The sequence below is a fragment of the Serratia sp. N21D137 genome (genome assembly GCF_047530005.1).
Lineage (GTDB): Bacteria > Pseudomonadota > Gammaproteobacteria > Enterobacterales > Enterobacteriaceae > Chania > Chania fonticola_B.
Genome location: NZ_JBLJAJ010000019.1, coordinates 61,417 through 82,037, shown reverse-complemented (window position 1 = coordinate 82,037; position 20,621 = coordinate 61,417). Strand labels below are relative to the sequence as shown.

Sequence of the window (20,621 nt, the reverse complement as noted above, 5' to 3'; positions counted from 1 at the left end):
ATGGTGCCGTTATTCCAGATAGAGCGCCTGCAACGTCTCGAGCTGGCTTTGCCCCAGCCCATATTCGGCCTCCAACCAACGGTTGGTGGAGCCATATTGCTCATGAATGCAACCCAACGCAGTCGCCAGGAACTCTTCACGTGCGCTGAGCACATAGGCAAACTGCGCCACCGAGGCGTCGTTCAGGCGGCTGGAGATCTGATCCAGCATGTGTTCACGGTAGCCCGCCAGCGTGGTTTCAGTCAGCAGATAATCTTCCATTACCGTAGCCTCATCCGCGCCCAGCGCCAGCAGTACCATCGCCGAACCAACTCCGGTGCGGTCTTTGCCTACCGCACAGTGCTGCACAATCGCACCGCCTTCAGGCTGAGCCAGCAACTGCGCCAGTTGGCGATAGGCGGCGTTATTGAACGGCAGGCGGCGGTACAGCTCCAGCATAAAGGCCCGGGCATCAAACTTGGCCAGCGTTTCATCGGTGAGTTTTTCAAGGTTGGCATTCACTTCGCTGCTGAGCGGATTGGCTGGCACGTGATAATAGTCGGCTCCCGACCATAGCACGTCAGGTTTAGCCTGCACTTCGTCGAAGTCGCGGTAATCCAGCACCGAGCGCATTGGCACCTGAGCCAGGTAGCTACAGTCGTTTTCGCTCAAGCGATCCAGAGCGCCGGAACGAAACAGCAACCCGCGTTTGATGCGGCGGCCATCGGCCACACTGTTGCCGCCTAAATCGCGGAAGTTGATGCCACCGTCTAGCGGCGCAAGTGAAGGATGGAGCAAAATCTGAGCGGTCATAGACGTCCTTTATGTTGATTGTCTTGAGATTAGCTGCCATACGGCCAGCAATGGCAAGACCCCAGCAGCAGCAGGCCAGCAGCATGACACAGAGGGGGTAACCGTAACAGAAGGAGAAACGGGCCGTCAAACGGCCCGCTTTTAACGGGGATTACAGCAGACGGCGAGCAGCCTCAACGACGATTTGCACCGCCTGGCTTTCAGTCTTCTTCATGGTTTCCGCATTCGGGATCTCTTGCTGGGTGCGGTTAACGATCACACCGGCAACCATCCCCGCACGCAGGCCCTGACTGGCGCACATGGTCAGCAGAGTGGCGGATTCCATTTCATAGTTCATCACGCCCATCGCCTGCCACTCTTCCATTGAGCCTTTAAAGCGGCTGACCACACGGCCGGAATAGGTGTCGTAACGTTCCTGGCCTGGGTAGAAGGTATCGGAAGAGGCGGTCACGCCGATATGCGTGGTAGCACCGCTAGCCTTGGCGGCTTCAACCAGCGCAGTGGTACAGGCAAAGTCTGCCACTGCCGGGAATTCCATTGGGGCAAAGTGCAAGCTGGCACCGTCGAGGCGCACAGCAGCGGTTGTCACCAGCACGTCGCCCACGTTGATATTGGCCTGAATGGCACCGGTCGTGCCGATACGCAGGAAGGTACGGATACCCAGCTGTGCCAACTCTTCAACGGCGATCGAGGTAGACGGGCCACCGATACCGGTTGAGCACACGATCACTGCCTTGCCATCCAGTTCTGCACGCCAAGAGGTAAATTCGCGGTGGGAAGCCAGATGAACCGGGTTTTCCATCAGCTTGGCAATTTTCTCAACACGCTGCGGATCGCCAGGGACGATGGCCAATGTAGCGCCTTGCAGATCGTTTTTAGTGAGACCGAGGTGGAAAACGTCAGACTGAGACATGGGGGACTCCTCATGGATACGGTTTTTGGGAGGAACAAACAGAGATTCTACTGACAATCGCTGTTAAATTTCGTGATGCTCATCACCTTGAATAAAGAAACAGAAATTCATCTACATTATTTTTGTGATTAATATCACATAAAAAACCCTGACACGCTTAATCTCCATTCAGTTTATACCAACTTGCTGCCTGAGCAGCCATTGCTATCCTGCGCGAAAATTCGCCATGCGATGCTAATAAGCGCTAATCTGCCTATAGTTAACTGCCGCGCTTTTTCTCTAACGCATGGAGCCTGCAATCAATGAAAACAGAACAACAAATGACGTTAAAACAGGCCAAAGGGGGATTTACCCCGGCCGTCGCACCGTTGGCCACCTCAACCATTCTGACCGATGTGCAGGATATACACGTGGGGGAAACCACCATCCCTTCGCAGGGGGACGATCTGCCAGCCTATATCGCCAAACCGACCCATCATCAAGGGCCGTTCCCCATTGTGCTGGTCGTGCAGGAAATCTTTGGCGTGCATGAGCACATTCAGGATCTGTGCCGCCGCCTGGCCAAGCAGGGTTATCTTGCCATCGCTCCAGAACTCTATTTCCGCCAAGGCGATGCCAGAGAGTACAGCGAAATCAGCGAGCTGATGCAAAAGCTGGTCAGCAAGGTGCCAGACAGCCAGGTATTGGCGGATCTGGATCACGCTGCGCACTGGGCAACGCGCCACGGCGGCGATGCCGGCAAGTTGGCGATCACCGGTTTCTGCTGGGGCGGTCGCATCACCTGGCTGTATGCCGCGCATAATCCGCAGCTGAAAGCGGCAGTGGCCTGGTACGGCAAGCTGGTGGGGGAGAAAACCTTGAATTCGCCGAAGCATCCGGTTGATATAGCGATCGATCTTTCGGCGCCGGTACTTGGGCTATACGGTGGCCAGGATGGCAGCATTCCGCAGGAAACGGTGGAAACCATGCGCAAGGCGATCAGAGCGGCCAATGCCGATGCGGAAATCGTGGTTTATCCAGAAGCGGGTCATGCTTTCCACGCCGATTACCGGCCAAGCTATAACGCGGAGGCTTCCGCCGACGGTTGGCAGCGCATGTTGGCCTGGTTCAGCCAGCATGGCGTGAAATAGACGGGCGCAATATGCCGAGTTAGGAGGGAAATATCAGCAGTTTCAGGGGCAGCAAGTGCCCCTGATGCTTGTCAGTTAAGCAACTAACTTAGCTCAGTGACAAAGTGCCGAACGCACCGTGCCAATCGTGCTCGAACTTCTCAACCGCCGCCTGCACCGCCGGGGCGCTGATAAACTGCTCTGCGACATCGACCGGTAAGGTAATAGCTTCACAACCTGCCAACAGGCACTCCAGTGCCTGACGTGGAGTCTTGAAGCTGGCGGCCAGCACCTTGGCCTGCGGGGCGTGCAGTTCTAACAAGTGCTGTAACTCCTGCACGGTAGCAATGCCATTGCCACCCTGGGCATCCACGCGGTTGACGTAAGGTGCCACATACTTCGCACCTGCCAAGGCAGAAAGCAGCCCCTGTGCTGCCCCATACACTGCCGTCCCCAGCGTTGGAACAGCCAAGCCTTGCAGGATTTTGATCGCGGCCAGCCCTTCACTCGTCACAGGTACTTTCACCACCACGCCAGGAACGCGCTGGTGAAGCATGACCGCCTCTTCAACCATCTGCTCGGCCGTGGTCGCCATCACCTGGGCAAACAGCTTCCCTTCACCACCGATGATATCGCGTAAAGCGGGCAGCACTTCCCATAGCGACGTGCGTGACGCTGCCACAATGCTCGGGTTAGTTGTCACCCCTTGCAACGGCAACACACGTGCCAGACGTTTCACCGCATTGATGTCGGCAGTATCCAGATAGAGTTCCATAGTTGCTCCTCAAGGCTAAAAATGAAGGGCGCCGCAGCGCCCAAAAATGGATTACAGTTCAAGCTCTTGTTTCAGCAACGCTTCTACCTGTTGGGCAGACACTGCGTTTACCAGTGCGTCACGGAAACCTTCATGCATGATGCGCCGCGCCAGCTTGGAGAAAATACGCATATGCTGGTCGCCGGCGGCATGTTTATTAAGGGTCAGCATGATCACGAACTGCGCCTCTTCATCGCCCCAAACAACCGGCTGCGCCAGCTTGGCCACGCTGATGGTGGACTGTTCAATATGTTCAGATTTGGTATGCGGAATGGCAAAGCCAAAGCCCAGGCCGGTGGAGAATACCGCCTCACGCGCCCACAAATCGGCGGCAAGGTTACGGGGGTAACGGCAACGCCCGGCCAGCAGCAGGTTATCCGCCATCCCTTTGATCACCTCTTCTTTGCTGCGCCAATCTGCCCCCAGGGCAATGCATTCCGGCGTGATCAGCGGCGCATCACTTTGCTCCATACGGAACTGGGCCAGCAGGTGTTCCACTTCCAGCGAAGTACGGCAGGCCATGGCCCGGTTGAGCAGCAAACGGCATTCGCGGCTGTCCAGCTTGGCCAAGCGGGTTTTGGTGGCGGCAATGGAAGGCGCGCTCATGCTGATCTCATCCAGCCCCATACCCACCAGCAGTGGCAACACCGAACCTTTCGCCCCCAGCTCGCCACACAGGCCGATCCATTTGCCATGTCGGTGCACTTCACGCACCGCATGATCCAACCCACGCAGGAACGCCGGGTTCAGGCTGTTGTAGTGCTTGATGACCTTGGCATTATCACGATCCACCGCCAGCAGGTACTGCGTCAGATCGTTGCTGCCGATACTGAAGAAGTCGATCTCCTCACAGCACTGGTCGATGATAAACAGCACCGAAGGCACTTCCAGCATGATGCCGAGCGGAATTTTTTCGTCGAACGGGATCTGTCCGGCACGCAGCGATTGCTTCACTTCGGCCAGTTGATCCTTCACCCACAGGATCTCTTCCATTGAGGAGATCATCGGGATCATGATCTTCAGCGGACCATGTGCCGAAGCACGCAGGATCGAGCGTAGCTGGGTGCGGAACAGCGGCAGGAATTCCTGATAGATACGCACCGCCCGGTAACCGAGGAACGGGTTGTTTTCGGCCGGGATGTTCAGATAATCCACCGGCTTGTCGCCGCCGATATCCATGGTACGCACGATGATCGTCTTGCCTGCTGCGGCTTCCACTGCCTGGCAGTAAATGTTGTAAAGCTCATCTTCGGAAGGCGCGGTCAGGCGATCCATATACAGCATTTCGGTACGGAACAGGCCTACTGCCTCTGCACCGTTGCCGAAGGCCGCCTCCGCTTCTACCGCATGGGCGATATTGGCGGCAACTTCCATCCGCACACCGTCGGCCGTACGCCCCGGTTGATCAAGATAGGCGCTTTGCTGGCTGCGGATCTGCTCGCTCAGCCACTGCTCCTGCTGATAATAGCGACGAACCGGTTCGCTGAGATCGCAGGCCACCAGCCCAAGATCGCCGTCGATCTGCACCGATTGATTCAAATATGGCAGCATTGCAGCGGCATCAACGCCAACCAGGGTTGGAATGTTAAAGGAGCGCGCCAGGATCACCGTATGTGAGGTGCTGCCACCGCTGCCCAGCAACAGGCCTTTCAAATAACGCTTGTCCAGCTCCAGGAATTGGCTCGGGGTCAGTTCATCGGTGATGCAGATACTGTCAACGCTCAGCGCCTGCTGCGCCGGGAAGCGCTGCTCGCCATAAATTTGCTGTAACAGCTGGAAGCTGACATCACGAATATCCAGTTCGCGCTCGCGCAGATAGGCACTGGCAGACTGTGCCAGTTGCTGGCTGAAGTGGGCTGCAGTGGCCACAATGGCAGCGGCACAACTTTCCCCTGCCAACACGCCATCAAGCAGGTGCTGGCGGAATGCGCCGTCACGTAGCAAGGAGCGATGCGCTTCCAGCACCGCCGTGGTGGTGCCGTTACCGCCCATCAGTTGCAGATCCAACGCCTTGCCGAAGCGCGTCAACCCTTCGGCCAACTGCTGCTGCTCCTGTTCAACAGATTGCGTAGGCGGCAACATCAGGGCGTTTAAATCTACCCGCGCCAGATGCACCAGTTTGCCATTGGCGGTGCCTTGGTTGACGGAGCGAGCGCGTACCAGCGTTGGGTTCAGGTTGGCCAAAGACTGCGGGATAGGCTCCTGCTCTGCCTGGTCATTCACCTGTGGCAACGCTTCGTCGCAGTGCGGGAATTCATGTTGGATAAACTGGCTCAGGCGCTCAAACGCCGCCTGTTCATCTTCCCCTTCGATGGTGATGCGGCATTCATCACCCAGCAAAGTATCGGTACCGATCAGTGACAACACGCTTTTGCCGTCGCCACGCAGGCCGCTACGCGAGTTGTGCCATTCAAAGCGGGAACGGAAACCGTTGCACAGGGTTTCGATATGGCTAGCTGGGCGGGCATGTACCCCGTTGGGCAGCACGCAGGTAAACGTCACTATTTTCGCCATCACTCTTTCCTCATACCAAAAGCAGCGGTGAACAACACCGGTTTGCCACAAGGATAAAAGCGCAGCGCGGCCCAGGGCTATCGGATAAAAATGTCAAACACTGGACAAATGTATCCTGACGGCATAAATGCGATGCCGCTCACAAAGCCCGTTGCCACAAGCCCGGTTTATTCTGTCGCACACTTTGAGTTAGATCGCACTTTTCTCCTGACAATACAAAAATCCAGTAAATGGCAATTTTATCCACTGTTGATAGTTCCGCCAGATGCCTATTGTGATAGCCAACAACCTTTATCCATCAGGGGTCATTCCCCGGTGGTTTTATCTCAGAAGCACGCTGGTTGCGGCCAGGGAGTGAACGATGAAAGAGCTACTCAATATTCTAAGAAACACACGCCAGCACTTGATGACCGGCGTCTCCCATATGATCCCGTTTGTGGTCGCCGGCGGCATTTTGCTGGCTATCTCCGTGATGCTGTATGGCAAAGGGGCTGTCCCCGATGCGGCGACGGACCCTAACCTGAAAAAACTGTTTGATATCGGCGTGGCCGGATTGACGTTGATGGTGCCTTTCCTGGCGGCCTATATCGGCTACTCCATCTCGGATCGCTCCGCGCTGGCTCCCTCGGCGATTGGGGCCTGGGTAGGCGCATCCTTCGGGGCTGGTTTCTTCGGGGCGATCATCGCTGGCCTGCTGGGCGGCATTATCGTGTTCTATCTCAAGAAGATCCCGGTGCCGAAGATCCTGCGCTCGGTGATGCCGATCTTCGTGATCCCAATCATCGGCACCCTGCTTACCGCAGGCATCATGATGTGGGGCCTGGGTGAACCGGTTGGCGCGCTGACCAACGGCCTGACCCACTGGCTGCAAGGTATGCAGCAGGGCAGCATCGTCGTGCTGGCCATCATCATGGGCCTGATGTTGGCGTTTGATATGGGCGGCCCGGTTAACAAGGTGGCCTACGCCTTTATGCTGATCTGCGTCGCTCAGGGAGTGTATTCGGTGGTCGCCATCGCGGCCGTTGCCATCGCCACCCCACCGCTCGGCCTGGGATTCGCCACGCTGATTGGCCGCAAATACTACACCCCAGAAGAGCGCGAAGCGGGTAAAGCTGCACTGCTGATGGGCTGCGTCGGCGTTACCGAAGGGGCTATCCCGTTCGCCGCTGCCGATCCGCTGCGCGTGATCCCCTCCATCATGATTGGTTCTGCCTGCGCCGCCGTGACGGCCGCGTTGGTGGGTGCACAGTGCTACGCCGGTTGGGGTGGTCTGATTGTGCTGCCAGTCGTTGAAGGCAAGCTGGGCTACGTAGCCGCGCTGCTGGTGGGCATGGTGGTCACCGCCCTGCTGGTTAACCTGCTGAAAAGCTTTGCTGCCAAGAAACAGGCTACTAAAGTCGCCCAGGATGATCTGGACTTGGATTTCGAAATTAACTGAATAAATACGCTCTCAAGCTACGTCTTGAGAGACGACGGGTATCGTTGAGGAACTAAATATGACCATGATTATCGCTGTAACCGCTTGTCCATCTGGCGTTGCCCATACCTACATGGCTGCAGAGGCCATCGAGCGTTCCGCCAAAGCGCAAGGCTGGCAGTGCAAAGTTGAAACCCAAGGCTCCATCGGCCTGGAAAACGAACTGACGGCCGAAGACGTGGCAGCCGCCGACGTGGTGATCCTGACCAAGGATATCGGCATCAAGTTTGAAGAACGTTTTAAAGGGAAAACCGTGGTACGCGTGGCCATCAGCGACGCGGTAAAACGAGCAGATGCCATCATGGAGAAGATTGCCGCCCATTTAGCGCAAAAGGCTTAACCGCTCAGCCAGCCCGGCACACGTGCCGGGTTTTCCCGCCCCATTACCGCACAAAAGGAAAATGTGATGATCTCCCGGATCGAACGTCTAAAAGCCGCCCTGTTCTCCGCCCCGCGTGAAATTTCACTCGAACGCGCACTGCTCTATACCGCCAGCCACCGGCAGACCGAGGGAGAACCCACCATCATCCGCCGTGCCAAGGCAACCGCCTATATTCTCGATCACGTGGCAATCACCCTGCGGGAAGATGAACTGATTGCCGGTAACCGCACGGTGAAGCCGCGGGCCGGGATCGTGTCGCCAGAGATGGACCCTTACTGGCTGCTGAAAGAATTGGATGCTTTCCCAACCCGTCCGCAGGATCGCTTTGCCATTTCCGAAGCGGACAAGCAGGTGTATCGCGAGCAGCTTTACCCTTATTGGGAAAAACGTTCGATGAAGGACTTCATCAACAGCCAGATGTCAGAGGAGGTTAAAACCGCTACCCAAACCCAGATTTTCAGCGTCAACCAGACAGACAAGGGCCAGGGGCATATCATTATCGATTATCCGCGCCTGCTTAATCACGGGCTGGATAGCCTGCTAGCCGAACTACATAGCCATGCGGATCAGCAGCCAGACAACGCATTCTATGCCGCAGCATTGTTGTTGTTACAAGCATCGCAGCGCCATATTCTGCGCTATGCCAGCCTGGCACGCCAAATGGCTGAGCAATGCAGCGATGAGACTCGCCGCGCCGAGCTGCTGCGCATCGCTGAGATCTCCAGCCACAACGCCCACCACAAGCCGCAGGATTTCTACCAGGCGTGCCAGCTGTTCTGGTATATGAACATCATTTTGCAGTATGAATCCAACGCCAGCTCACTGTCGCTGGGCCGTTTCGATCAGTATATGCTGCCGTTTTATCAAGCCTCCATCAACCAGGGGCAGGATCCGGCGTTCCTGAAGGAGCTGCTGGAAAGCCTGTGGGTGAAATGCAACGATATCGTGCTGCTGCGCTCTACTTCCAGCGCTCGTTATTTCGCTGGGTTCCCTACCGGCTATACCATCTTGCTGGGCGGCCTGACGGAAACCGGCCGCAGCGCGGTCAACGTACTGTCTTTCCTGTGCCTGGATGCCTACCAGAATATCCGCCTGCCACAGCCGAACCTCGGTGTGCGGGTCAATGAGTTCATCGATCGGCCATTCCTGCTGAAAACTGCCGAAACCATCCGCCTCGGCACCGGTATTCCGCAAATCTTTAACGATGAAGTGGTGGTGCCAGCGTTCCTGAACCGTGGCGTCTCACTGGAAGATGCGCGTAATTATGCGGTGGTGGGCTGTGTTGAGCTGTCGATCCCAGGGCGCACCTACGGCCTGCACGACATTGCCATGTTCAACCTGCTGAAAGTGATGGAGTTGACGCTGCTGGATAACGAAGGCAACGCCAGCCTCACCTATCCGCAGTTGCTGGATCACATTCGCGAAAAGATCCGCCATTACGTCCGGCTGATGGCCGAAGGCAGCAACATCTGCGATATCGGCCACCGCGACTGGGCACCGGTGCCGCTGCTGTCTTCCTTTATCGATGACTGCCTGCAACACGGCAAAGACATCACCGAAGGCGGCGCACGCTACAACTTCTCCGGGGTACAAGGTATCGGCATCGCCAACCTGAGCGATTCGCTGTTTGCCCTGAAAGGCCTGGTGTTCGATCAACAGCGCCTGAGCTTTGATGAGCTACTGGCCACGCTGAAGGCCAACTTCGCTACGCCGGAAGGGGAAAAGATCCGCGCACGGTTGATCAACCGCTTCGACAAATACGGCAATGATATCGACGAAGTTGACCTGATCAGTGCCGATTTGCTGCGATTTTACTGCAAAGAGGTGGAAAAGTACCGTAACCCGCGCGGCGGTCAATTTACACCGGGATCTTATACCGTTTCTGCCCACGTGCCATTGGGGGCGGTGGTGGGAGCCACACCAGACGGGCGCTATGCAGGGGAACAATTGGCGGACGGCGGACTTTCGCCAATGCTCGGCCAAGATGGCCAGGGGCCGACGGCGGTGCTGAAATCGGTGAGCAAGCTGGATAACTACCTGCTCTCCAACGGTACGCTGCTAAACGTAAAATTCACCCCAAGTACGCTGGACGGTCAGCAAGGGCTGAACAAACTGGCTGATTTCCTCGGGGCCTTTACCAAGCTCAAGCTACAGCACGTGCAGTTCAACGTAGTGAATGCTGAAACGCTGAAAGAAGCGCAGGCTAGGCCACAGGACTTCGCCGGGCTGGTGGTGCGTGTTGCCGGCTATAGCGCATTCTTCGTGGAGCTGTCGAAGGAGATCCAGGATGACATCATCCGCCGTACAGCGCATCAACTGTAACCTGATCACGCCCGGGTTTTCCCGGGCGACGCCCGCAGAGCCACAGGCCCGGATCTTCAATATTCAGCGTTATTCACTGAACGACGGCCACGGTATCCGCACCGTGGTGTTTTTCAAAGGCTGCCCACATAGCTGCCCTTGGTGTGCCAACCCGGAGTCGATGTCCGGCAAGATCCATCGCGTGCGGCGCGAGGCCAAATGCCTGCGATGCCAACCCTGCCTGAACGACGCACAGGAGTGCCCAAGCAGAGCGATGGAACTGATCGGGCAAAACATCACGCTGGAGGCGCTGTTACAGCAAATCCTCAAGGATGAGGTGTTTTATCGCACCTCCGGCGGCGGGGTAACGCTTTACGGTGGCGAAGTACTGATGCAAGCCGAGTTTGCCACCCAACTGTTGCAGCGCTTGCAGGCGTTGGGCATCAATACCGCAGTCGAAACCGCCGGAGATGCCTCGCAGGCCCAGGTGCTGGCCCTGGCAGAATACTGCAATCAAATCCTGTTCGACCTGAAAATCATGGATGCCGAGGTCGCCAAAAATCAGTTGAACATCAATCTGCCACGGGTGCTGGCAAACTTTACTGCGCTGGTGAAGTGCGGAGTTAACCTGATCCCTCGCCTGCCGTTAATACCCGGCTACACTTTGAGCACGGAGAATATGGCGCAGGTGCTGGCATTCCTGGCGCCTTTTGGGCTACAAGAGATCCATCTGCTGCCTTTTCATCAGTATGGCGAGGCGAAATATACCCTGCTGGGACGAGAATATGCCATGCGCGGCGTAGTGGCCCCGACAGAACAACAGATCGCCCCTTTGCAGATGATGGCGCAACAGGCAGGTTACCGGGTGATCATTGGCGGTTGAACAGCAGCAAAAGGGGCTGACATGACGATAAAACTCGTAGCGGTAACGGCTTGTATCAGTGGGGTCGCCCATACCTACATGGCTGCCGAGCGGCTAGAAAAACTGTGCGCGCAGGAGAAATGGCCGGTCAAAGTAGAAACCCAGGGCGCATTGGGGATTGAAAATTCGCTGACGGTGGACGATCTTGCCCAGGCCGACGTGGTGCTGTTGATCAGCGATATTCTGCTGGCGGAAAGTGAGCGTTTTGAGCACCACCGCTGCGTGCAGATCGGCATCAACACCTTTCTGCGCACGCCGGAGAAGGCGCTCAGTGCAGTACGCAAGGCCGCCGCTTCGCCTCAGGAAACGCATATCCGCGTAGTTTAACTACGGTGTTAGCCCCCCTCACCCTAACCCTCTCCCCAAGGAGAGGGAACCGATCGAGTGTGCTTGAAATTGTAGTGACTCATCTTGGATGGGGGGTAAATAAGGGACCCAAACGGCACATCCCTGCGAAAATAACTGCTTTGTTACAGATTAACTCCCACACCTGATCACGACGCCGATCAGCTCCCTCACACTCTCCACAAGGAGAGGGGACCGATCGAGTATCTCTGAAATTATAGTTTTTCACCTTGGATGACGGGACGATCGCGTTCGCTGATATGGCCTCTTTACTTGCAAAAGAGCAAGGGCTATCAGCTCCCTCTCCCTGTGGGAGAGGGTTGGGGTGAGGGGCCCAGTTCACTGTGGTATTGACCGCGATACTCCGACGGGGAACGTTCGGTGTTCTTGCGAAACAGGCGGCAGAAATAGTTGCTGTCGACAAACCCGCAGGCGTGCGCCACTTCTTTCACCTTCATGTCATAACGTTTGAGCAGGTGCTTCGCCTGCTCCAGCCGCACGTGATTGAGATATTCGTTAAACCCGATGCCACCGGCCTTCTGGAACAGATGAGAAAGGTAATTCGGTGAGATATAAAACGCCTGAGCCACTGACTCGCGGGTGAGCGGCTCACGATAATGCTCCTCCAGGTGACCCCGCACTGCATCAAACAGCGCCTGGCTGCGCGAGGCGGTTCTCACCGAGGTGCCAAACAGATCGAGCGCATGGCTCAGCAAGCCCTTTACCAGGAAACGCGCGGTAGGCTGATCGCTCTGATGCCAGGAGAGTTCGTTAAGCGCCTGCAACATGAATGACCCCACGCGCGGGCCACGGCGCGCCACGTTATCCTTACCCAGCGGCAGCGTGTTTTCCCCATCCCAGCCTAACAGGCTATAGCCCAGTTGCTGCTTGCCAAACAACAGGCTGAGCGTGGTTGTAGGTTGCTGCCAGCGCGGGCTGTTCCAACCTTGCGCCGGGACAAACAGCACATCCCCCGGCAGCAGTATCTGTTGTTGCCGCGCTCCTTGGCTGCCCTCCCACTCCATTTCCTGCTCCCCGTCCACCACCAGTTCAAGGCGCGGAAAGCCGACCTGATAAGCCAGCTCCGGGGCCGGATGTTGGTTACCGGCAAAATAAACCTGCCGGATCCCCTGCCCATCATCGAGCAGCGGAGCCAACACGGCCACCAGCGGGTGTTTCATCGGGAATAATCCTTCAAACCAAGTGAACAACGAGACTTGATAATAACCAATAGCGGCGAGGAAAACGCGGGAGTAGAACAAGAAAAGGGCGCCAAAGCGCCCTTGAGTAAAATATCGTTTTTGGATCAGACCACCTGGTCACGCAGGCGTTGAGCCGCTAACACCATGTTGGCCAGCGACTGCCGGGTTTCTGGCCAGCCACGGGTTTTCAGGCCGCAGTCCGGGTTCACCCACAGGCGTTCCGCCGGGATATTCTGTGCCGCTTTACGCAGCAGCGCTTCGATCCATTCCACGCTTGGCACGTTCGGCGAGTGGATGTCGTAAACGCCCGGTCCGATTTCATTTGGATAATCGAACTCTTTGAACGCTTCCAGCAGATCCATATCGGAACGAGAGGTTTCGATGGTGATCACATCGGCATCCAGCGCCGCGATAGAATCCATGATGTCGTTGAACTCGCAATAACACATGTGGGTGTGGATCTGGGTATCATCCTGCGCCACGGCGGCGTTCAGTTTGAAGGCATCCACCGCCCAGTCGAGGTACGCGGCCCAATCGGACTGGCGCAACGGCAGGCCTTCGCGCAGAGCAGGCTCGTCGATCTGGATAATACCGATACCGGCCTTCTCCAAGTCTTCCACTTCATCACGCAGAGCCAACGCAATCTGTTTGGCGATCACTTCACGGCTCACATCTTCACGCGGGAAGGACCAGCAAAGAATGGTCACCGGGCCGGTCAACATGCCTTTTACCGGCTTGTCGGTCAGTGACTGGGCAAACTTGGCCCATTCCACGGTGATGGCCTCTGGGCGGCTGATATCGCCAATAATCACCGGTGGTTTCACGCAGCGGGAACCGTAGCTCTGTACCCAACCGTTTTGGGTGAACACGAAGCCGTCCAGGTTTTCGCCGAAGTATTCCACCATGTCGTTACGCTCGGCTTCGCCGTGTACCAGCACGTCCAGCCCCAGGCGTTCCTGCTCGGCGATGGCCTGCTTGATATGTTCGCCGATGCTGGTGCGGTAGTTACTCCCATCCAGACGACCCTGCTTGAATTCCAGGCGCAGGCCGCGGATTTCGGTGGTCTGCGGGAAGGAGCCGATGGTGGTGGTTGGCCAGGCTGGCAGGTTGAAGCGATCGCGCTGAGCCTGAGCACGTTGTTCATAAGGGCGCTGACGTTCGCTGTCTTTGGCAGTGATGGCCGCCAGGCGTTGCTCAACCTGCGCATTATGCACACGGCTGGATTGGCGGCGGGCGCGGATTGGGGCGCTGTAGGCATCCAGTTTGGCTTGTTTATCTGCCCCTGGTGCATTCAGCGCTGAACTCAACAGCGCCAGTTCGGCGCATTTTTGCAGCGCAAAGGCGAACCAGCTTTTCACTTCTTCGTCCAGGCGGCTTTCCACGCTCAGATCGATCGGGCTGTGCAGCAGCGAGCACGAGGTGCCGATCCACAGTGGGCGGCTACCAACCAGCGGCTGCAGGCGGTCAAACCAACTGCTCACATCAGCACGCCAGACGTTACGGCCATTGATCACCCCAAGCGACAGCACCCACTCTTTAGGCAATGCGTTGTTAAGGGCAGCAGCATCATCTTTGCCTGCGACCAGATCCACATGCAGCCCCTGCACCGGCAGTTCGCGGATGGTGTCGAGGTTATGGCCAATGCTGTCGAAATAGGTGGTCAGCAGCAGTTTGACCTGGCCTTGCAGCGCGGCGTAAGCCGGTTTAAAGGCCTCCAACCAGGCTTTAGGCAGTTCCAGCACCAGCGCAGGTTCGTCGATCTGTACCCACTCGATGCCGCGTTTGGCCAGCTCCGCCAACACTTGCTGGTAGACCGGCAGGATATCGTTCAGCAGTGACAGACGGTCGAACTGCTCACCCTTCACCTTGCCCAGCCACAGATAGGTTACCGGGCCCAACAGCACCGGCTTGATTTTGTGGCCCAGCGCCAACGCTTCGTCAACTTCATCCAGCAGTTGAGTCCAGCCCAGTTTGAACTGCTGGCCTTGAGTAAACTCAGGCACCATGTAGTGATAGTTGGTGTTAAACCATTTGGTCATTTCCGCCGCTGCCGCAGGTTCACCGGTGGGGGCGCGGCCACGGCCAATACGGAACAGGGTATCGAGATCGATCGAGCCATCTTTATTTTGGTGACGCGCCGGGACGTTGCCCAGCAGCAGGCTGGTGGTCAGCACGTGATCGTACCAGGCAAAATCGCCAACCGGCACCAAATCCACCCCGGCCTGCTGTTGTTGTTGCCAGTGACGAGCGCGCAGCTCGCGGCCAACCGCCAACAGCTCTTCCTGTGTTGAATTACCTGCCCAGTAACTTTCCTGCGCTTTTTTCAGTTCACGACGCAGACCAACGCGTGGAAAACCCAGTGTGTGATTTAGAATTGTCATCGTCATATTTCCCATTTAGCCGTCCAGATGTTTACACATCCATAATCCGCAGGTACTGTATGATCCACAAGCGCAATATTTTCACTGTCACTGTGAAGGACTCTCATGATCGAACTGAAGCACTTACGGACCCTACAGGCTCTGCGTAATACCGGCTCCCTGGCCGCCGCCGCCGCACAGCTTCATCAGACACAGTCTGCCCTTTCGCATCAGTTCAGCGATCTGGAGCAGCGTCTGGGCTTTAAGCTGTTTGTTCGTAAAAGCCAGCCGCTGCGCTTTACCGCTCAGGGGGAGATCCTGCTACAGCTGGCAGAGCAGGTATTGCCGCAGATCCAACAGGCGCTGCAGGCCTGTCACGAACCGCATCAAACCACGCTGCGCATCGCCATCGAATGCCACAGCTGTATTCAGTGGCTGACGCCGGCGTTGGACAACTTCCGCTCCTATTTCCCGCAGGTGGTGATGGATTTCAAATCCGGCGTGACGTTCGATCCGCAACCAGCCCTGCAACAAGGTGAGCTGGATCTGGTGCTGACCTCTGACATCCTGCCGCGCAGCGGGCTGCACTATTCGCCGATGTTCGACTTTGAAGTCCGGCTGATCCTGGCTCCCGATCATCCGTTGGCCAATAAGGCGCACATTGAACCGGCAGACCTGAGTGATGAAGTGCTGATGATCTACCCGGTGCAGCGCCAACGACTGGACATCTGGCGTCATTTCCTGCAGCCGGCAGGGGTCAGCCCGGCGCTGAAAAACGTCGATAACACGCTGTTATTGATTCAAATGGTGTCGGCCCGGATGGGGATCGCCGCGTTACCGCACTGGGTGGTGGAGAGTTTTGAGCGCCAGGGGCTGGTCGTCACCAAGACGCTCGGGGATGGCCTGTGGAGCCGCTTGTATGCCGCTACCCGCGACGGTGAGCAGCGCCAAACGGTCACCGAAGCCTTTATCCGCTCGGCACGTCAGCACGCCTGCGAGCATCTGCCGTTCGTGCGTGATGCTGCCCGGCCGATAGGCAGCCTGCCAGACACTAAATCCTTAGCGTCTTTAAGCTAGCGGCTAGCCGCTTTCGGTGCGACCCAGCGGCGATGTACCCATAGCGAGGCGACAATCACCGAGCCACCGACAATAAAGCTGGCCCAGTGCGGCTGCTGATGCCAAACAGCAAAATTGACCAGCAGGCCCGCGGGCACATGCATATTGTTCATGATGCCCAACGTCCCTGCATCCACCTGCGTTGCCCCGTAGTTCCACATAAAGTAGCCCAGTCCGGAAGCCACCACGCCCAGCCAAACCAAAATGCCCCATTGCAGGTTGGTGGTTGGCAGTTGGTTCGGATTACCCCACAAGAACCAGGCAACTACCGCTACTGCCGCCGCGCCCAGATAGAACCAGGAAAATGCCGTATGCTGCGGCAGCGGGTGTACTTCCATCAGGCGTTTGTAACCCACCATGCCGATGGCGAAGCTGATATTCGCCGCCTGCACCAGCAGCAGCCCCCACCAGAAGTGATCGCTCAGTTGGTGGTAGCGGATAATCGCCGCCCCCAGCACGGCCAGCAATGCGCTGAACAGATAGCCCCAACGCAGACGGCGGCCGCTGATCAGATCGTAAATCAGCGTGATGTACAGTGGCGTCAGCACCGTAAACAGCAGGAATTCCGACACGGTCAGATAGATAAAGGCACGGAAGCTGATCAGATACATGATGCCAAGCTGGAAGGCACCCACCAGCATATACAGCAGGATCACTTTCAGCTTGATGTTGCGCCAGCGCAGGAACGGCAGAAACACCAGCGCCGCCAGCCCAACGCGCATCAGCACCGAGAACCAGCTGTCGACATTGCCTGCCAGGTATTCGCCGATCAGGCTAAAAGAAAATGCCCATAAAATGGTGGTAATAACCAGAAGCAGCACGACAAGTTCACCCTAAAAGATCCGAAAGGGCGATTGTAGCGGAAGGTGGAAAACAACGGGGGGAAAAGGCGGTTGACGTGTGAGCAATAAACAAACTAACGAGCAATTTTTTCTGGCTGCGTTAGGCTTAATACTCAGAGAATAAACGGAGATACACCATGAAACGTCAGCTGATTATCGCCACTCTGCTGTGGCTGCCCTGTCTGGCCATGGCCGAAAACGGCGTCACTACGCTCAGCCAGCAACAGCAGTTTCTTAACCAGCGCGACCAGCAGGCACAGCAGCAGCGCATGCTGAACAACCAGCAGATGGAGCAGCGCCAGCAGCAGGGTTATCCGCTCAAGGCCAACCAGCCCAAAATGCTGCCCTATAACGGCAACAACAACCCGATGCAGCCACAGATGACCACTGGCAAGATGCTGCAAAACGGCAATCAGCCGGTTAATCCCTTTAACCAGATGGCTCCGGTAATACCGCAGGCGCCGCTCCCGGCTACACCCTTACCCCCATAATAGTGAGGATTAACGGGGTGGTGATCGCCGCCAGCGCGGTGGACATCACCAGGCTGGTAGCGGCAGGGCCCGTTAGAACGTTAAATTGGCGTGACATCAGGTAGACGTTCACCCCCACCGCCATGGAGCCCAGCAGTACCACCACACGGGTCTCCATTGGGGGTAAATCCATTGACCAAGCCAGCAGCCAGACCACCATCGGCTGGACGATCAGCTTGAGAAAGCAGATGGCGCTGCTCAGTTGCCAGCCTTCGCTGATACGGTATTCCGCCAGCCCCATACCGAGCACCACCAGCGACAGCGGAGCAGCTACCTGGCCCAGCATGCTGACCGGTTGATCGACAAACACCGGCAGTGGCAGGCCGGTCAGGCTGAACAGCGTGCCAGACAGGATGCCGATAATCAGCGGGTTGGTCAGCACGCTGCGCGCCGTTTTGATAAAGCCTTGCAGCGTGGGAGAGCCATTACGTGCCCATTCGATGGAGATGGTCACCAGCGTCCACAGAATCAGGCCATTGAATACCAGCACCAAGGCCACCGACGGAATGGCTTCCTCGCCTAGCATCACCGTGGCGATCGGCAGGCCAAGCATGACGTTATTGGAGAAAATGCCGCCCAGAGCGAATACCGACCCCGAAACGCCGTCCAGCTTGAAGATCCGCCGTGCGGCAATGCGGCCGATCACAAAGACGACCAGACAACTGCCGAAGAAGGCAATCAGCAGGCGGGCATCCACTGCTGGACGTTGCGAGAAATCGCACATCATGCGAAACAACATGGCAGGCAGGGCGAGGGAAAACACAAAGCGGGTCAGGCCATCGGTGATGGTAGATGGCCACTTTCCCCAGCGGATAAGGCCATATCCCAGCACGATAAGCACAAATAACGGCAAAGACAGCACTATCTGGTGCCACAGCGAAACAATAAAGGCAGGCATCGCATCCCTTCCGATGGCGCGGCGGCAACGGGCTGACGTCGCTATGTTCTGGTTTAGTCAAAGTGAATGGCCCTCACCCTACCCCTCTCCCACAGGGAGAGGGGACCGATCGAGCTCGCTGATACTCCGGAGAAATTCAGGCTAATCCAGTGTACAGACTGCCATCAGAATCCGATCGAACTCTCTGATACCCCGGAAGAAACTCGGGCTAACACAGTGCACGGACTGGCTCCCTCTCCCTGTGGGAGAGGGTCGGGGTGAGGGGTGATCTTTATCTACTAAATTAACCGCTCAAAAATCCGGACCAATCAAATCTATCCGGTCGGTGCAAATACAGTCAACGCCCCAATTCAATAACAAACGCGCCCGCTCCGGCTGATTGACGGTATACACCAGAATACGCAGCCCGGCATCTTTCAACGCCGCGACACGTTCAGCGGTCAGTTCTTTATGATTAATATGCAGCGAGACACAGCCCAGGCGCTCGGTCAGCTCCCGCCAATTGTCATCCCACTTGTCCAGCAACAGGCCGCGCGGCAGTTCTGGAGCGGTCTGCTGCGCCGCGGCCAGAGCTTCCACCGAGAATGAAGAAAGCAGCGGATCGGTTTGCCCTTGCCACAACATGCTGGCGGCAAAGGCCACAACGCGGCCGGTTTCCTCGTCGCTGCCGATGGTTGGCTTGATTTCAATATTGGCCATCATGCCGTGCTGCTTACAGCGCTCCGCCACGTCAGACAGCAGCGGCAAACGCTCCCCTTTAAAGGCCGAGCTGTACCAGTCACCGGCATCCAGTTCGACCAGTTTTTCCCATGGCAGTTCGCCCGCCACGCCCCAGCCGTTGCTAGTGCGTTCGAGCGTGTCATCATGCAGCAGGAAAACCTGCCCGTCCTGCGCCAGTTTGGCGTCAAACTCAATCATCTTGTGGCCATGACGTGCGCCGACATCAATCGCCGCCAGGGTATTTTCCGGTGCCAGAGAACCGCCGCCGCGATGGGCGACAATAGGGGGATAAGGCCAGGCTGTAGTCATCAATCCATCCGTGTTCCGCTGTGGGTAGCAAAAAAGTGCAGCGCCGACGCAGGCAGCTGTAAATACAGGGTACTGCCCGCAGACGGCAAGGTTTCATGGCTCAGGCGAACGATCACGCCTGAACTCCCCCATTGGCCGTGTGCCAGATTATCGGCACCGAGCAGTTCCAACGTTTGCAGCTCTAGCGGGATCCCGCCCTGCTCGCGCGTACTCAGTTGAATATGCTCCGGTCGGATACCCAACGTCAACTCCTGTCCGCCCCACTGTGGCCGAGGCTCTGGCAGATCCAGTGCCATGCCACCGGTCAGTTGCAGTTGTTTGCCGTCCACACTCAGCGTGCCAGGCAACAAGTTCATCGCCGGGGAACCGATAAAGCTGGCGACAAACAGCGTCGCCGGACGTTGATAAACCTCACTTGGCGTACCAATCTGCTCCGCCACACCTTTATTCATCACGATCACCCGCTGCGCCAGCGTCATCGCCTCTACCTGATCGTGGGTAACATACAGGCTGGTGGTTTTCAGGCGGCGATGCAGCTGCTGCAATTCCAGGCGCATCTGGACACGCAATTTGGCGTCCAGGTTGGAGAGCGGTTCATCAAACAGGAACACCGCCGGTTCGCGCACAATCGCGCGCCCCATCGCCACCCTCTGGCGCTGGCCACCGGAAAGCTCACGCGGTTTGCGTTGCAACAGCGGTTCCAACTCGAGAATACGCGCGGCCTCTTCTACCCGCTGACGGATGTGCTGTTTGCCAAAGCCACGGATTTTCAGGCCATAGGCCATGTTGTCGTACACGCTCATATGCGGATACAGCGCGTAGTTCTGGAACACCATGGCGATGCCGCGATCTTTCGGTTCCAGATCGGTCACGCGCTGACTATCAATATAGATATCCCCGCTGGTGGTGCGCTCCAGCCCGGCCACCATACGCAGCAGCGTCGATTTGCCACAGCCGGAGGGGCCAACCATCACAATAAATTCGCCGTCAGCCACGTCGAGATCGATCTGCTTGATCACCGGCGTTTTGCCGTCGTAAGACTTGGTGACTGCCTGTAGTTTTAAACCTGCCATAT

18 protein-coding genes are annotated in these 20,621 nt (G+C 57.0%); 8 read left to right on the top strand and 10 right to left on the bottom strand.

All coding sequences use genetic code 11. The features are described 5' to 3' along the window. Positions 1-9: 9 nt before the first annotated feature. Positions 10-792, bottom strand: a complete 783-nt coding sequence (locus ACMV5H_RS15955; protein WP_021807965.1) for a tyrosine-protein phosphatase — start codon at positions 790-792, stop codon at positions 10-12. A gap of 151 nt (positions 793-943) precedes the next feature. Beyond that, positions 944-1,705, bottom strand: coding sequence for a uridine phosphorylase (gene udp, locus ACMV5H_RS15950; RefSeq protein WP_021807966.1), 762 nt, complete (start codon positions 1,703-1,705; stop codon positions 944-946). 302 nt (positions 1,706-2,007) lie between these two features. Between udp and ACMV5H_RS15945 the strand changes: the two genes are divergently transcribed. Beyond that, positions 2,008-2,835, top strand: a complete 828-nt coding sequence (locus ACMV5H_RS15945; protein WP_414822081.1) for a dienelactone hydrolase family protein — start codon at positions 2,008-2,010, stop codon at positions 2,833-2,835. Positions 2,836-2,923: 88 nt separating this feature from the next. Here ACMV5H_RS15945 and fsa read toward each other — a convergent pair whose 3' ends face one another. Then, the gene (gene fsa / locus ACMV5H_RS15940) at positions 2,924-3,589 is read right to left on the bottom strand and encodes a fructose-6-phosphate aldolase (RefSeq protein WP_021807968.1); all 666 of its coding nucleotides are present in this window, start codon (positions 3,587-3,589) and stop codon (positions 2,924-2,926) included. 51 nt (positions 3,590-3,640) lie between these two features. Further along, positions 3,641-6,142 (bottom strand): phosphoenolpyruvate--protein phosphotransferase, encoded by a 2,502-nt coding sequence (gene ptsP, locus ACMV5H_RS15935; RefSeq protein ID WP_115160419.1) that lies wholly within the window; start codon positions 6,140-6,142, stop codon positions 3,641-3,643. Positions 6,143-6,503: 361 nt separating this feature from the next. On the opposite strand from ptsP, the gene ACMV5H_RS15930 reads away from it, so the two are divergent. The 5 genes from ACMV5H_RS15930 (at position 6,504) to ACMV5H_RS15910 (ending at position 11,551) form a co-directional block, all read left to right on the top strand. Then, a complete protein-coding gene (locus ACMV5H_RS15930) occupies positions 6,504-7,580 on the top strand; it encodes a PTS fructose transporter subunit EIIC (protein WP_059199074.1) in 1,077 nt (358 codons plus the stop codon). Between the two features lie 58 nt (positions 7,581-7,638). Next, positions 7,639-7,959, top strand: coding sequence for a PTS fructose-like transporter subunit IIB (locus ACMV5H_RS15925; RefSeq protein WP_021181481.1), 321 nt, complete (start codon positions 7,639-7,641; stop codon positions 7,957-7,959). 66 nt (positions 7,960-8,025) lie between these two features. Beyond that, entirely contained in the window at positions 8,026-10,323 is a 2,298-nt protein-coding gene (locus tag ACMV5H_RS15920) for a formate C-acetyltransferase (RefSeq protein ID WP_414822080.1), read from the top strand. Further along, positions 10,289-11,185 (top strand): [formate-C-acetyltransferase]-activating enzyme, encoded by an 897-nt coding sequence (locus ACMV5H_RS15915; RefSeq protein WP_414822079.1) that lies wholly within the window; start codon positions 10,289-10,291, stop codon positions 11,183-11,185. Before ACMV5H_RS15920 ends, ACMV5H_RS15915 begins: the two co-directional genes overlap by 35 nt. A 21-nt stretch (positions 11,186-11,206) precedes the next feature. Then, a complete protein-coding gene (locus ACMV5H_RS15910) occupies positions 11,207-11,551 on the top strand; it encodes a PTS fructose-like transporter subunit IIB (protein ID WP_166733871.1) in 345 nt (114 codons plus the stop codon). A 311-nt stretch (positions 11,552-11,862) separates the two neighbouring features. Here ACMV5H_RS15910 and ACMV5H_RS15905 read toward each other — a convergent pair whose 3' ends face one another. After that, complete coding sequence (locus tag ACMV5H_RS15905; RefSeq protein WP_059199080.1) at positions 11,863-12,750, bottom strand: AraC family transcriptional regulator; 888 nt, start codon at positions 12,748-12,750, stop codon at positions 11,863-11,865. A gap of 125 nt (positions 12,751-12,875) precedes the next feature. Continuing rightward, on the bottom strand, positions 12,876-15,152 hold the full coding sequence (gene metE, locus ACMV5H_RS15900) for a 5-methyltetrahydropteroyltriglutamate--homocysteine S-methyltransferase (RefSeq protein WP_414822078.1): 2,277 nt from the start codon (positions 15,150-15,152) through the stop codon (positions 12,876-12,878). Between the two features lie 105 nt (positions 15,153-15,257). Here metE and metR point away from each other — a divergent pair, with 105 nt between their 5' ends. Then, a complete protein-coding gene (gene metR, locus ACMV5H_RS15895; RefSeq protein ID WP_021181487.1) occupies positions 15,258-16,208 on the top strand; it encodes an HTH-type transcriptional regulator MetR in 951 nt (316 codons plus the stop codon). On the opposite strand, the gene ACMV5H_RS15890 is transcribed toward metR, so the two are convergent. Continuing rightward, on the bottom strand, positions 16,205-17,068 hold the full coding sequence (locus ACMV5H_RS15890) for a carboxylate/amino acid/amine transporter (RefSeq protein WP_179251097.1): 864 nt from the start codon (positions 17,066-17,068) through the stop codon (positions 16,205-16,207). The genes metR and ACMV5H_RS15890 overlap by 4 nt on opposite strands. A 158-nt stretch (positions 17,069-17,226) precedes the next feature. Here ACMV5H_RS15890 and ACMV5H_RS15885 point away from each other — a divergent pair, with 158 nt between their 5' ends. Continuing rightward, entirely contained in the window at positions 17,227-17,580 is a 354-nt protein-coding gene (locus ACMV5H_RS15885; RefSeq protein ID WP_115160204.1) for a hypothetical protein, read from the top strand. Here ACMV5H_RS15885 and ACMV5H_RS15880 read toward each other — a convergent pair. The 3 genes from ACMV5H_RS15880 to ACMV5H_RS15870 form a co-directional block, all read right to left on the bottom strand. Further along, positions 17,561-18,517 carry an AEC family transporter gene (locus ACMV5H_RS15880; RefSeq protein WP_179249264.1) on the bottom strand — a complete coding sequence of 319 codons (957 nt, stop codon included), beginning with the start codon at positions 18,515-18,517 and terminating at the stop codon, positions 17,561-17,563. The two genes, ACMV5H_RS15885 and ACMV5H_RS15880, sit on opposite strands and share 20 nt — an antisense overlap. A gap of 291 nt (positions 18,518-18,808) precedes the next feature. Next, positions 18,809-19,546, bottom strand: coding sequence for a glycerophosphodiester phosphodiesterase (gene ugpQ / locus ACMV5H_RS15875; protein WP_414822077.1), 738 nt, complete (start codon positions 19,544-19,546; stop codon positions 18,809-18,811). Continuing rightward, the gene (locus tag ACMV5H_RS15870; protein WP_059199087.1) at positions 19,546-20,619 is read right to left on the bottom strand and encodes a sn-glycerol-3-phosphate import ATP-binding protein UgpC; all 1,074 of its coding nucleotides are present in this window, start codon (positions 20,617-20,619) and stop codon (positions 19,546-19,548) included. Before ACMV5H_RS15870 ends, ugpQ begins: the two co-directional genes overlap by 1 nt. Positions 20,620-20,621: the final 2 nt, after the last annotated feature.